Genomic DNA, 13,365 nt, shown 5'->3' with positions numbered 1-13,365 from the left:
CCGGTGTGCTGATCGCGCTGCTCGGTGCGCTGACCGCGGTGGCCCCGCTCGCCACCGACATGTACGTTCCCGGCTTTCCGGAGCCGGAGATGGGCCGCACGGTGACGAGGCGAGGCGGGACGACGACGCCGCACTGCTCATCGCTCACACGCGCCCGACCGCCGCCACCGACGTCGCGTCGTGGCCCCTCGCCGAGGATCCCCGGGCCGCGGCCCAGGCCCGCGAGCATGTCCGCCACCAACTGGCCGTCTGGGACCTGGGCGATCTGGAGGCCGCCACCGAGCTCGTCGTGAGCGAGCTGGTCGGCAACGCGATCCGGCACGCCAAGGGACCTCTGCGGCTGCGCCTGCTCCGCAGCCGGTCGCTCATCTGCGAGGTGTACGACGGCAGTCTGACGACCCCGCGCATCCGGCGTGCCACGTACACGGATGAGGGAGGACGAGGGCTCTATTTGGTCGCCGCGCTCTGCCGCCGCTGGGGCGCCCGCTACCTGGAGGAGGGCAAGTGCCTGTGGGCCGAGCAGGAGCTGGCGCCCGCGAGGCGGGAACGATACTGAGAGGGGACGGTGCTCGTCGCCGTCCGTCGGGGCCGCACGGCGGCCGGGCCTGCCGGGATGTCCGCAGGTGTGCGGCGAGGGGACATCCCGTCGTGGCGCCGGCCCGGCCGCCTGTCCGCGGGAGGCAGGGGTAGGGGCCTCCCGCGGGGTTTCAGGGGCGGGCGTTCCCGCCTGTCACCGCTCCTCGGGCGCGCGACCGCCGAGCGCCGCCAGCATGCGTGGACTTCCCTGGACCGCGGTGCGCTGCATATGGTGCAGAACGGCGCGGATGCCGCCCATCTCCTCGCCGCCGCCGGCCCGTCCGGGACCACCGTGGATCAGGCCGGGCAGCGGGGAGCCGTGTCCGGTGGACGCCTGGGCGGAGTCGGTGTCGAGAACCAGGAGCCTGCCGTGCCAGGGCGCGACTCCCAGCACCACCTCGCGGGCGAAGGCCGGGTCGCCGGTGACGACGGACCCCGCGAGGCTGCCCCGGCCGAGGGAGGCCAGGAAGGCCACGTGCTCCGGTGACGTGTAGGGGATGAGCGTGCTGACCGGGCCGAACGCCTCCACCTCGTGCGGTGCGGAGGCGCCCGGGTCGTCGCAGCGCAGCAGCAACGGGGAGAGGAACGCGCCCCGTTCGGCGTCGGCGCCCCGGACCTCCACCCGGTCGGGGTGTCCGAAGACGAGGCGCGCGGAGTCGAGAAGCGTCTTCACACAGCGGCGCACCTCTTCGCGCTGTGCGAGCCCGGCCAGGGCGCCCATGCGCACCGCGGGGTCGGACGGCGCCCCCACGACGACCTCCGCCAGCCGGGCGGCGGCCGCCTCACCGACCGCGTCCATCAGGTCGGCTGGCACGAACGCCCGGCGGATGGCGGTGCACTTCTGTCCCGCCTTCACGGTCATCTCGGTGACCAACTGGTCGACGTACAGGTCGAATTCGGCAGTGCCGGGGATGGCGTCCGGGCCGAGCACCGAGCAGTTCACCGAGTCCGCTTCGGCGTTGAAGCGCACCGCCTGCCCGATGACCGACGGGTGGGTGCGCAGCCGTTCGGCCGTGGCCGCCGAGCCGGTGAACGACACCAGGTCCTGTTCGGTGAGGTGGTCGAGCAGGTCCCCGGCGCCGCCGCAGACGTACTGGAGGCTGCCGGGCGGCAGCAGCCCGGACTCCAGGATCAGTTCGATCAGCCGACCGGTCAGCACGCAGGTCGGGGTGGCGGGCTTGATCAGGCTGGGCACGCCCGCCAGCAGGGCCGGGGCCAGCTTCTCCAGAGGGGCCCACACCGGGAAGTTGTACGCGTTGATCTGTACGGCCGCGCCCCGCAGTGGTGTGCAGACGTGCCCGCCGAGGAAGCTGCCGTCCCGGCTCAGGGACTCCTGAGGGCCTTCCGCGTAGACCAAACGCTCGTCCCCGCCGGGCAGTTCACGCAGACCCAGGTCGGCGTAGTGGCGCAGCACCCGGATGCCGCCGTCGATGTCGAACTTCGAGTCGTACAGCGTCGCGCCCGTCCGGGCGGAGAGCGCGTACAGCTCCTCGCGGTGTCCGCGCAGGTGGGTGGCGAGGTCCGCGAGCAGTGCGGCGCGCTGGTGGAAGGTGAGCGCGCGCAGGGCCGGCCCGCCGACGGTGCGCGCGTGGTGGAGCGCCCCGGCCATGTCGATGCCCGAGGATGAAGCCCGGGCGATCTCCTCGCCGGTGACCGCGTCGTACACAGGCGTGCCGTCCCCGGTCGGCGTGTACCACCGGTCCTGTACATAGCTCGGCAGCAGTCTCATCAGGCCGTCCCTTCCGTTCCCGCGTACGCGTCGTCGCCGTTGTCGACCGGGTGATGGCCCCAGATGTCCGAGGTGTAGACGCGGCTCACCCAGGTCCCGTCGTCCACCCGCCGTCCCTCGGCACCCACTTCGATGCCGAAGCCGGCGGGGGAGCGCATGTAGAAGGAGAACATCCAGTCGTTGGAGTGCCGGCCCAGCGTCGCCATGAGCGGGACCTTGTGGGCGCGGGCCCGGTCGTGGGCGCGGCCGACGGCGTCCATGTCCGAGACCTCGCACAGGATGTGGTGCGTGCCTTCGCGCTTGCGTGACTCGACGAAGGCGATGCTGTGGTGGCGGGGGTTGCAGCCCATGAAGTGGAACGTCCCGCCCAGCGGCAGGTGGGTCACGTCGCTGAGCCGGAAGCCCATGACGTCCCGGTAGAAGTCGACCGCCTCCAGTGCGCGGGGCGACTTCAGGACCACGTGCCCCATCCCCTGGTCCCCGGTCACGAACGTCACGCCGAGCGGCGAGACGAAGGGCGCGGGCGACAGGTGCCGACCGGTGAACAGTTCGGTGCGCACCGCGCACGGTCCGTCGAACCACACCATGCGGTCGACCTGCCGGTCGGCGCGCTCCTCGGGGGAGCCCTCGTGGACCTCCACCCCGTGGGCGCGCAGCCGCAGTGCCATCTGCTCCAGGCCGCGCGGGTCGCCCACCTCCCAGCCGATCCGGGTGACCCCTCCCGACTCGGCGCTCTCGACGCTGAACCGGTACGGATGCTCGTCCAGCCGCAGCTTCCGCTCCTGCGGGGAGCCCGGTGGGCCGGCGGGCATGGTGCCGATGACGTCGTTGGCGTAGGCGACCCAGCCGTCGGGGTCAGGGGCGCCGATGCCGAGGTAACCCAGGCTGCGAATGCTCACCGAGACCTCCCATGGTCGTTGTGGCCTGCTCGGGGTGCGGGACGGTCCGGCTGCCGACCAGGTAATCGTTCAAGTTCTTACTGTCAGAAGTCCTACAGGTTACGAGCAGGATTGTAAACCTGTTGACTATCGGTGTTCTATCTACTTATGGTCTGCGGCGTGAACCAAAGCCGGTCACTCGTGAAGGGCCATGCCATGCCTGTAACTGAGCCGCGTCTGCCTCCGGTCGAGGAGAAGGACATACCGGACAAGGCGCTGGAAGCCCTGCGGTCGTACCGCAACGGCGACGGCGACATCTACGCCATCTGGGCGACACTGGCCGCCCACCCGGACGCGCTGCGCCGCTTCCTGGTCTTCGGTAACCACGTCCTGGGCAAGAACACCCTGCCCGCGAGGTCCCGCGAGCTGGTGATCCTGCGGATCGCCTGGCTCGCCCAGGCCGAGTACGAGTGGTTGCAGCACGTCCGTATCGCCCGCCGGGCCGGGGTGTCCGACGACGAGATCCGCGCCCTCGGCCGACCCGGCGACCCCGGATTCGGCGGCGTCGAGCGCACCCTGCTCGCGGCGACCGACCAGTTGTTCGCAGGAGCCGATCTGGACGACGCGGTGTGGCAGGGACTGCGCGAGCGCCTCACCACCGAGCAGCTCATCGATCTCGTCTACACGGTCGGTCAGTACCAGACCGTGGCCATGGCGATCAACGTCTTCCGTATCCAGCCCGAACCTGACATCGCCGCGCTGCGCGAGGAATTCCCGCTGCCCGCGCCGACGGTGTCCTGACCGCCCGCCCCAACCGTCCCAGGAGGAACGACCATGCAGCTTGCCAATCTCGCCGGCCGCGCCACCATCATCGTCGGCGACCGAGCCCTCGACGTGGAGAAGGCCAGCAACGGAGCGCTCGGCCCCGACCCCGCCGTGCTGTATGACCTGGCCAACCATGCCGAACTGCGCCGCCTCGCGGAAGCGGCGACCGACGCCGATCTGCTCGCCTACGACGAGAAGCAGCTCGGTCCGGTCTCACCGCGCGCCGGGAAGATCCTGGGCGTGGCGCTCAACTACCGGGGGCACGCCGAGGAGTCGGGCATGCCGATACCCGAACAGCCGGGTATCTTCGCCAAGTTCACCAGCTCGCTGACCGGCCCGTACGCCCCGGTCGTCGTGCCCGTGGGCATCGACAAGGTCGACTTCGAGGCCGAGGTCGTGGTGGTGATCGGGCGGACGCTGCGCGCGGTGGAACCGGCGGACGTCTGGCAGGGCATCGCGGGCGTGGCCGCCGGGCAGGACGTCACCGACCGCAAGGAGCAGTGGCGCAAGCCGCTGAACCAGTTCACCTTCGCCAAGTCCTACGACACCTTCAGCCCGTGCGGGCCGCTGATGTCGACCGTCGACGAGTTCGACGACCCGGACGACATCGAGGTCGTGGGCTGGGTCGATGACCTGGAGGTCCAGCGCGGCCGGACCTCCGACCTGATCTTCAGCGTCCCCGAACTGGTCTCCTGGCTGTCGCGGTACGTGACCCTGGAGCCGGGCGACCTGGTCTTCACCGGAACCCCGGCCGGCTGTGGGGTCCGGCGCACGCCGAGGCTCTACCTGGAACCGGGGATGACGCTGACGACCCAGGTCACAGGGGTCGGTACGATGCGCAATCCGATCAGCCGCTGATACCGCCGGGCGCTGTCCGCGCCACCTTGTGAAGGGAGCTCCGTCCGTGCCGGATGTCCCCGGTGACCCCGTCGTTCATCCGCGCTCCCGTGAGTTCGCCGCCAAGGTGCGGGCACACCACAAGGAACTGGGGCACAGCGAGCGCCAGATCCGCGGAGTCGAAGTGGTCACCCACCTCACCCGGCTGGTCGCCCGCCTGGTCCAGGACTTCGAAGGTGCCGTACACCGGCCGCTCGGGGTGACCTGGGCCGGGTTCCGGATCATGAACACGCTGTGGATCTTCGGTGATCTGGAGCAGCGGGAGATCGCCCGTATCTCCGGCACCTCCCGGGCAAGCGTCTCCAGTGCCCTCAACACCCTTGAGGAGCGCGGGCTCGTCGAGCGGCGCCGCGAGCGCGACGACCGCCGGGTCGTCCGGGTCTCGCTGACATCCGACGGCCTGGACCTGCTGCACCAGGCGATCGAGGGGCAGACCGCCCGGGAGCACGCCTGGATGGCCGTCCTCGACGACGAAGAGGTCTCCCAACTGGTGATCCTGCTCGACAAGATGGTCAACCAGGAGCGCCCCTCCTAGGGGAGTCGACGGGCACCTCGTCGTTCCCTGGAAGCTCCAGGGCCACTGCCCTCGCACTCCCGCCAACCCTCAGGGTCGGCGAGCCGGCGCCCCTCCCGGCGCGCCGGGCAGTACCCCACATCGTCAACAGCCCCAGCAGTACGGCGTCTCAAGGGCCGCCCCTGCTCGGCTGTCCGATCCGGCACGAGCCGTGCGTCTCAGCCCGCCCGTCCGAACTGCCGGCGCCCCGCCCCGCACCTCCCCTTCCGAGGAGCCGCACCATGCCACGGAGAATCGTCACCGGCCCGACGGCGGACGGCAAAGCCGCCGTCGTCGAGGACGGGCGACCGCCCCGCACCCACGCACTCCAGCACACCCCCGGCTTCGTCTCGTCACTCGTCTGGGCCACCCCCGCCCAGCCCACCGTGCCCTTCGACGGTACCGACCCGACGACCGCCGTCACCTCGTACGCCCCCGAGCCCGGCGCCACCCGCCTGATCCACCTGGTCATCCCGCCGGACACGGTCTACGCGAGCGAGGACTTCGACCCGGCCGCGGCCGTCGCAGAACGCCTGCGCACCAGCCCCGGCCTGGCCGAACTGTTCGAGCCGGACCACCCCGGCATGCACACCACCGACACCGTCGACTACGGCGTCCTCCTCCAGGGAGAGATCGTCCTCGAACTCGACGACGGCAACGAGGCCACCCTCACCCCCGGCGACGTCGTCGTGCAGAACGGCACCCGGCACGCCTGGCGCAACCGCTCCACCTCACCCGCAACCCTGCTCTTCGTTCTCATCGGTGCCCGGAGGAACTCCTGATGCCCCACCTCAACCCCGTCGACGCCCTCGACCTGGACAGTGAACTCGACGACGACGAACGGCTCATCCGCGACACCGTCGCCGCCTTCGTCCGCGACCACGTGACTGACCACGTGGCCGGCTGGTTCGAGTCGGGCACCTTCCCGACACACGAACTCGCGCCCGTGATCGGCAAGTTGGGCTTGTTCGGCATGCACCTGGACGGCTACGGCTGCGTCGGCGCGAGTGCCGCAGCCTACGGTGTCGCCTGCCGCGAACTGGAAGCCGCCGACAGCGGACTGCGCAGTTTCGTGTCCGTGCAGGGCTCCCTCGTGATGTTCCCGATCCACCGTTACGGCTCGGAGGAACAGAAGCAGGAGTGGCTGCCCAGGCTCGCCTCCGGTGAGGCGGTCGGCTGCTTCGGACTCACCGAACCCGACCAGGGATCCGACCCCGGCGGCATGCGCACCGTCGCCAAGCGCGACGGCGACGACTGGATCCTCAACGGCACCAAAATGTGGATCACCAACGGCTCGATCGCCGACGTCGCCGTCGTCTGGGCCCGCACCGAGGACGGCATCCGCGGCTTCCTCGTCCCCAAGGGCACCCCAGGCTTCACGACGAGCGAGATCCACAGCAAGCTGTCGCTGCGCGCGTCCGTCACCGCCGAACTGCACCTGGAAGACGTGCGGTTGCCGTCGTCGGCGGTGCTCCCTGGGGTGACCGGACTGCGCGGGCCACTGTCCTGCCTGTCCGAGGCACGCTTCGGCATCCTGTGCGGTGTCGTCGGCGCGGCCCGCACCTGCTACCTCTCGGCCCTGGACTACTCCACGACCCGCGAGCAGTTCGGGCGGCCCCTCGGCGGCTTCCAGCTCACCCAGCGCAAGCTCGCCGGAATGCAGGTCGGCCTCGTGCACTCCCAACTGCTCGCCCTGCGCCTGAGCAAGCTCAAGGACGCCGGTCAGCTGCGACCCGAGCACGTCAGCCTGGGCAAGCTCGCCAACGTCCGCGCCGCCCTCGACATCGCGCGCGACGCCCGCACCATCCTCGGCGCCAACGGCATCACCACCGAGTACCCGGTGCTGCGGCACGCCAACAACCTGGAGACGGTGCTCACCTACGAGGGCACCGAGGAGATCCACACCCTGGTCGTCGGCGAGTCCGTCACGGGTCTCGCCGCATACCGCTGACCGGGCGGTCGTGAGACCGGGCCCGTGCGGCGCGGCGCAGCACCACCGTTACCGAGGTCGGCGGGACGACCCCGAGCACGGCGGAAGACGCATCGTCGTATGGCCCCTCACCAGCCCGAACGCGTAAGAACCCACCCGTGGCGGGTTCGCCCACTCTTCACACGCCCTTGGCGCGGCTTGACGGCCCCTCGCCGTCACCGGCCCAAGGGGCCGCCCGTGGAGCCACCGGAAGACCGCGGCGGCAGCGGCCGACAGCACCCCCAGTACCCGCCCAGTGCCCGCCCCTGCCGTACCCGGAGACAACTCCGCCCCCTTGAGGAGAGGCCATGACCTCGACCATGCGCGCAGCGCGAATGCACAACGTCGGCGAGCCGATGAAGATCGAGCGGATTCCCGTACCGGCGCCCGGACCCGGCGATGTCCGGGTGGCCGTGCACGCCGTGAACATCGTACCCAACCTGGCCAACATCCTGAGCAACTGGACCACTTGGTTCCCGCTCAACCCCCTGCCCTCCCTCCCGGCCGTGTTCGGGCTCGATCCCGCCGGTGTCGTCGAGGAGGTCGGCGAGGGGGTCCATGGCGTCGAGGTCGGCGACCGGGTCTACGTCAACCCGGGCCGCACCTGCGGCGCGTGCCGCGCCTGCCGTAACGGCAGGCTCGTCCACTGCGCGAGCTTCGCCTTCGCCGGCTACTTCGGTTTCTCGGCCACCTCCGTCAGGCTGCTCGACCGCTACCAGGGCGGCCTGGCGGAGAAGATGATCGCGCCCGCGTCGTCGCTCGTCCACATCCCCGACTCCCTGCCCTTCGAGGCCGCCGCCCGCTTCGGCTACCTGGGCACCATGTACTCGGCGCTCCGCAAGGCCGGCGTCGGCCCCGGGCGCAGTGTTCTGGTCAACGGCATCACCGGCACCCTCGGCATCGCCGCGGCGCTGCTGGCCCCGGCGATGGGCATCACGACGCTGTACGGCACCGGCCGCGACCGTGACCTGCTCGCCGAGATCGACAAGCTCAGGCCGGGACTGGTGCGCCTGCACTCCCTGCACGACGGTCCGGTGGACGAGTGGATCGCGGCGGAGACCGGCGGGGCCGGCGTGGACGCCTACATCGACGCCCTCGGGCCGGGCGCACCCCACGAAACCCTTCAGCAGGGCGTGCGGGCGCTGGCCCGCGGCGGCGTCGCCGTCAACATCGGCGCCGTCGCCGGGGAAGTGCCCCTCGACCTGCACCGAATGATGGACCTGGACCAGATCGTCCGCGGGTCCGTCTGGTTCACGCCCGGCGAGGGACAGGACATGGCCGACATGGTCGCGTCGGGCCTGCTCGATCTCTCGCCGCTGCGCCACCACGTCTACCCGCTCGACGAGGTGAACGCCGCGATCAACAACGTGGGTTCCCGCCACGGGGGCTTCAGCAACTTCGTCATCTCACCCGCCTCCGGGCGCTGACAGCCCGGCCGCCACTCCCTTTTACCGACAGGTACAGCCACCCCCCTTACCGACAGGTCACGTCACGCATCACCTCGGAAGGACCCACGTATGGCCAGATCCGACACCGGCGTCGGAAGCGGCGCCGGTTCCCCGGCCGCATCGTCGGCAGCGAAGACCGCCTCCTCGGCAGTGCGGCAGAAGTCCGGGCAGCCGCTCGGCGTCGACACCCTGGCACGGGGCACGCTCATCGCGGCGGCTCTCTGCGTCTTCATGGCCCAGTTCGCCCTGACCGTGCCCGCCGGCCTCAACGGTCTGTTCCAGCAGGACTTCCATACCTCGGCCTCCGAGCTGACCTGGATCACCGATGCCTTCCTCGTCCCCGTCACGGTCCTGGAGCTGACCTTCGGTCTGCTCGGTGACATGTTCGGACGGCGCCGGCTTCTGGTCGGCGGTTCGGTGCTGGTGGCGGTCGGGTTCGCCGTCTGCGTGCTGACACCGGGTCCCGAGGCCGGTCACATGACCCGGCTGACCGTGCTGTGGACCGGCCAGATCATCGCCGGTATCGGCGCGGCCGCCGTGATCCCGACGACCCTGGCGATGATCGCCGCGGGCACGCACACGCCACGCGCACGAGCGCGTTCCATCTCCGTCTGGGCGGCCGCGCTGTCCATGGGCAGCGTGCTGTCGCCCCTGGCCTGCGGCCTGGTCGCGCAGTCGCAGTTCGGCTCGTGGCCCAACTCGGGTTGGCGGTGGGCGTTCCTCGTCGTCGTCGTACTCGCCGCCGTGTCGGCCGTGCTCGCCTTCGCCCTGGCCAAGGACTCGAAGTCGCCCGACGGCCGTTCCCTGGACTGGCCGGGGCAGATCACGATAGCCGTCGCCGCCGTGGCCCTGCTGTTCGCCGTCATCCAGGGGCCCACGAGCGGCTGGGGCAGCATCGAGGTCATCGGCGGGTTCGTCGTGGCCGCCGTCTTCCTGGTCGCCTTCGTCCTCGCCGAACGCCGCTCGACGTCTCCGCTGCTCCAGCTCGACCTGTTCGCCAACCGCAACTTCACCGTCGCGGCGATCGTCACGGTCGTCGGCATGTTCTGCTACCTGGGCACCGGCTATGTGACCAGCATCCGCCTCACCGCCATCCAAGGCTTCACCCCCCTGAAGGCATCCCTCGCGTTCATCGTCTTCAACGGCGTCTCGGCTCTGATCCAGGTGCCCATCGCCTCCCGCCTCATCGAGCGGTACGACCCGAAGTGGGTCCTCGGCGGTGGTCTTCTGCTCCTCGGGGCGGGCGACTTCTGGATGGCCTCGATACCGATCGACCAGCAGTCGGTGACTCCCCTCATCGCTCCGCTCGTCGTGGCGGGTGCCGGCGTGGCGTTCGTGCTGTCCGCGGTCACCGCCGTGGTGATCAACACCGTGCCGCACAACCTCGCCGGCATGGCCGCCGGCTGGACCAGCCTGCTGCGCGACTTCGGGTTCACGCTCGGCCCGGCCGTCGTCGGTGCCATCGCCCTCAGCCGGGCGGCGCACGAGATCAGCGACAAGGTCGCGTCCGACCCGGCCCTGGGACAGGCCCTGGACACCTTCAACGCCTCAGCGGCAACCGCCCCGGACGCGCAGCGGGAGACCGTGGAGGGCGCCATCGCGGCCGTCAACTCCGGTCCCCTCGGCGCGAACGCCGTCCCCGAGACCGTCGCCCTGCCCGACGGTTCGACCGTGCCGTTCAACCCGCTGAAGGACACCGCCTTCCAGGCCCTGGGCAACGCTTACTCGCTCGGTTACCTGATCGTCGGACTGTGCGCGATCGCGGCGGCGGTGGTCACCGTGGTCCTGATCAAGGGACACCGACCGGACGCGCCCGTCACCGCGGAGCCGGCCGATGCCTGACGGACCGCGCGACCACCCGGTCATCCGCACCGACACCCCCGACACCCGAAGCAGAACCGGCGCCACCGGCCGCCACGCCTGAAAGGACCGACGCCATGACCGGCCCCACCCGACCACGCCCCATGTTCCGCCTGGGCCATCTGCTGGAACGCCGCGCCCAGCTGCACCCCCACCGCACGGCGCTCGTGTTCGGTGACCGCGCATGGACCTACGGGCAGCTGCGGGACTGGATCGTCGCCTGCGCACGACACCTGCGCGGGCACGGTGCCGGGCCGGGCAGCGTCGTCGCCTACGCGGGCGCCTCGCGCCCCGAGGTCTTCGTCCTGATGTACGCCACGTCCCGCATCGGAGGCGTGTTCGTCCCGGTCAACGGGGCGGCCACGCCCCCCGAGATCGCCTACCTGCTGGCCGACTCGGGGGCGGACGTCCTGGTCACGGACGCCGCCTGCGCCGCAAAACTCGACGGCACCGCAACGCCGGACATCACCCGTCTGTGCCTGGACGAGGAGCCACCCGACGGATACTCCGCACTGAACCGGCCGCCGGACGAACCCACCGACGACGACACCCCGGCACCCGTGGCGGAGGACGACCTCGCCCTCATCGCCTACACCTCAGGCACCTCCGGCCGCCCGAAGGGTGTACTCCTCACCCACGGCAACGTGTTCTGGAGCTGTGTCAACGGACTCCTGGGCCTGGACCTGGCACGGGACGACGTCACGCTCATCACCACACCCGTCTTCCACATAGCGGTACTGAGCGGCGTCGGCTCCTACACCTGGGCCAAGGGCGGAACCGTCATCCTGGAGCCCGCCTTCTCCGTCGACAACTTCCTGACGACCGTACGACGGCACCGCGTCAGCGTGACCTTCGCCGTACCGGCGATGCTCGCCCTGATCGCACGGCACCCGGGCTTCGCCGCGGCGGACCTGTCCTCGCTGCGCTGGATCCTCAGCGGGGGAGCGGCGGCACCTGCGCCGGTCGCCGAGGTGTTCCACCGCCGCGGCATCCCGGTCCTCAGCTCCTACGGCCTCACCGAGACCGCCGCCGGCGTCACCTACCGCGACCCGCGCGACGGCCCGGGCTGCTCCGGTGAGGCCGGACTGGCCGCCCCACTGGCCGAGGTCCGGATCGTCGGTCCCGACAACCGCCCCCTACCGCACGGCACGACGGGGGAGATCGTCGTCCGGAGCCCCAGCGTGGCTGCCGGATACCTGGGCCTGCCGGAGGACTCGGCGGCGGCCCGCGACGCCGGCGGCTGGTTCCACGGGGGCGACCGGGGCTACATGGATCCCGAGGGCCGTCTGGTGGTGGTCGGCAGAATGAAGGACACGATCATCACCGGCGGGGAGAACGTGGATCCGACGGAGGTGGAGGAAGCGCTGGCGGCGTGTCCCTGCGTGGACGAAGCGGCGGTCGTCGGAACGCCCGATCCCGTCTGGGGAGAGATCGTCACCGCCATCGTCGTACCCGCCGAGGGCACGGACTGCTCCCTGGAGAACATCCAGACGTTCCTGTCCACCTCCCTCACCCGACACAAGATCCCCCGTCGGCTCGAACTGCGGGACCGTCTGCCGCGCACCGCCACCGGCAAGTTGCAGCGGAGCCTGCTGCGGGGCTGAGCCCGGCCGGACCAGACACCATGGAGAGGTACTCATGTCCACACAGCCGTCAGGCACCCCCTCCGACGCCGTCCCGAACGGAGCGGCTCCCGAGCCCATCCGCCGCGTGGGCGTCGTCGGAGCTGGACTCATGGGCAGCGGCATCGCCGAGGTCTGTGCCCGAGCCGGCCTCGACGTCCTCGTCAGCGAGACCGGCCCCGAGGCGGTCGACGCGGGCCGGGAAAGAATCGCCAGGTCTCTGGCACGCGCGGTACGCGGCGGCAGACTCGCCCCGGCCGACAGCGGTTCGTCCCTCCGTCGGATCGGCTTCACCACCGACCTGGCCGACCTCGCCGACCGCGACATCGTCATAGAAGCGGTGGCCGAGGACGAACAGGTGAAGACCGAGATCTTCGCGGTACTCGACAAGGTGCTCGCCCGACCGGACGCGATCCTCGCCTCCAACACCTCTTCCATTCCCATCATGAAACTCGGCTCGGCGACGGGGCGCGCACAGCAGGTGATCGGCGTGCACTTCTTCAACCCGGTGCCGGTTCTGGACCTCGTCGAGCTGGTCCCGTCCCTGCTGACCAGTGAACAAACCCGTCACCGGGCAGGGGAGTTCGTCAGCCGGGCCCTGGGCAAGCAGGTCATCCACGCCAGGGACCGGGCCGGATTCGTCGTCAACTCGCTCCTGGTGCCTTACCTGTTGTCCGCGATCCGCATGCTGGAGTCGGGTCTCGCCTCCGCCGACGACATCGACAACGGCATGGTGCTCGGCTGCGCCCACCCCATGGGCCCCTTGCATCTGGCCGACCTGATCGGCCTGGACACCCTCAAGGCGATCGCGGACTCCATGTACGCCGAGCACAGGGAGCCGCTGCACGCCGCGCCGCCCCTCCTGCTGCGCATGGTGGACGCAGGTCTCCTCGGCCGGAAGACGGGCCGCGGCTTCCACGACTACTCCGGCTGAAAGGAAAGCCATGAGCTTGAGGATCGTTGTCACTGTGAAGTACGTGCCCGACGCCACTGGCGACCGGCACTTCG

11 protein-coding genes and 1 pseudogene are annotated in these 13,365 nt (G+C 70.5%); 10 read left to right on the top strand and 2 right to left on the bottom strand.

What is annotated here, in order from left to right; all coding sequences use genetic code 11:
* Positions 1-118: 118 nt before the first annotated feature.
* Positions 119-556, top strand: a pseudogene (locus QNO09_RS36255) (ATP-binding protein); the annotation flags it as partial.
* Between the two features lie 174 nt (positions 557-730).
* Here QNO09_RS36255 and paaZ read toward each other — a convergent pair.
* Together paaZ and QNO09_RS36245 are read right to left on the bottom strand one after the other, a co-directional pair.
* Positions 731-2,305, bottom strand: coding sequence for a phenylacetic acid degradation bifunctional protein PaaZ (gene paaZ, locus QNO09_RS36250; protein WP_283974492.1), 1,575 nt, complete (start codon positions 2,303-2,305; stop codon positions 731-733).
* On the bottom strand, positions 2,305-3,204 hold the full coding sequence (locus QNO09_RS36245; RefSeq protein WP_283974491.1) for a VOC family protein: 900 nt from the start codon (positions 3,202-3,204) through the stop codon (positions 2,305-2,307). Before QNO09_RS36245 ends, paaZ begins: the two co-directional genes overlap by 1 nt.
* Positions 3,205-3,399: 195 nt before the next feature.
* On the opposite strand from QNO09_RS36245, the gene QNO09_RS36240 reads away from it, so the two are divergent.
* From QNO09_RS36240 to QNO09_RS36200, 9 genes are all read left to right on the top strand, one after another.
* A complete protein-coding gene (locus QNO09_RS36240) occupies positions 3,400-3,984 on the top strand; it encodes a carboxymuconolactone decarboxylase family protein (protein ID WP_283974490.1) in 585 nt (194 codons plus the stop codon).
* A 33-nt stretch (positions 3,985-4,017) separates the two neighbouring features.
* Positions 4,018-4,866, top strand: coding sequence for a fumarylacetoacetate hydrolase family protein (locus QNO09_RS36235; RefSeq protein WP_283974489.1), 849 nt, complete (start codon positions 4,018-4,020; stop codon positions 4,864-4,866).
* 46 nt (positions 4,867-4,912) lie between these two features.
* Entirely contained in the window at positions 4,913-5,440 is a 528-nt protein-coding gene (locus QNO09_RS36230; protein WP_283974488.1) for a MarR family winged helix-turn-helix transcriptional regulator, read from the top strand.
* A 260-nt stretch (positions 5,441-5,700) separates the two neighbouring features.
* Positions 5,701-6,240 carry a cupin domain-containing protein gene (locus tag QNO09_RS36225; RefSeq protein WP_283974487.1) on the top strand — a complete coding sequence of 180 codons (540 nt, stop codon included), beginning with the start codon at positions 5,701-5,703 and terminating at the stop codon, positions 6,238-6,240.
* Complete coding sequence (locus tag QNO09_RS36220) at positions 6,240-7,409, top strand: acyl-CoA dehydrogenase family protein (protein WP_283974486.1); 1,170 nt, start codon at positions 6,240-6,242, stop codon at positions 7,407-7,409. Before QNO09_RS36225 ends, QNO09_RS36220 begins: the two co-directional genes overlap by 1 nt.
* A gap of 326 nt (positions 7,410-7,735) precedes the next feature.
* A complete protein-coding gene (locus tag QNO09_RS36215) occupies positions 7,736-8,854 on the top strand; it encodes an alcohol dehydrogenase catalytic domain-containing protein (protein ID WP_283974485.1) in 1,119 nt (372 codons plus the stop codon).
* A gap of 90 nt (positions 8,855-8,944) precedes the next feature.
* Positions 8,945-10,717, top strand: coding sequence for an MFS transporter (locus QNO09_RS36210; RefSeq protein WP_283974484.1), 1,773 nt, complete (start codon positions 8,945-8,947; stop codon positions 10,715-10,717).
* Between the two features lie 95 nt (positions 10,718-10,812).
* Positions 10,813-12,339 carry a class I adenylate-forming enzyme family protein gene (locus QNO09_RS36205; RefSeq protein ID WP_283974483.1) on the top strand — a complete coding sequence of 509 codons (1,527 nt, stop codon included), beginning with the start codon at positions 10,813-10,815 and terminating at the stop codon, positions 12,337-12,339.
* A gap of 34 nt (positions 12,340-12,373) precedes the next feature.
* Positions 12,374-13,291 carry a 3-hydroxybutyryl-CoA dehydrogenase gene (locus QNO09_RS36200; RefSeq protein WP_283974482.1) on the top strand — a complete coding sequence of 306 codons (918 nt, stop codon included), beginning with the start codon at positions 12,374-12,376 and terminating at the stop codon, positions 13,289-13,291.
* Positions 13,292-13,365 lie beyond the last annotated feature (74 nt).

Origin of the sequence: Streptomyces sp. 378, from assembly GCF_030124145.1 — a bacterium.
Taxonomy (GTDB): domain Bacteria; phylum Actinomycetota; class Actinomycetes; order Streptomycetales; family Streptomycetaceae; genus Streptomyces.
Note: the sequence above shows the minus strand (reverse complement) of the source record. Positions and strands in the feature narration are given on the sequence as shown.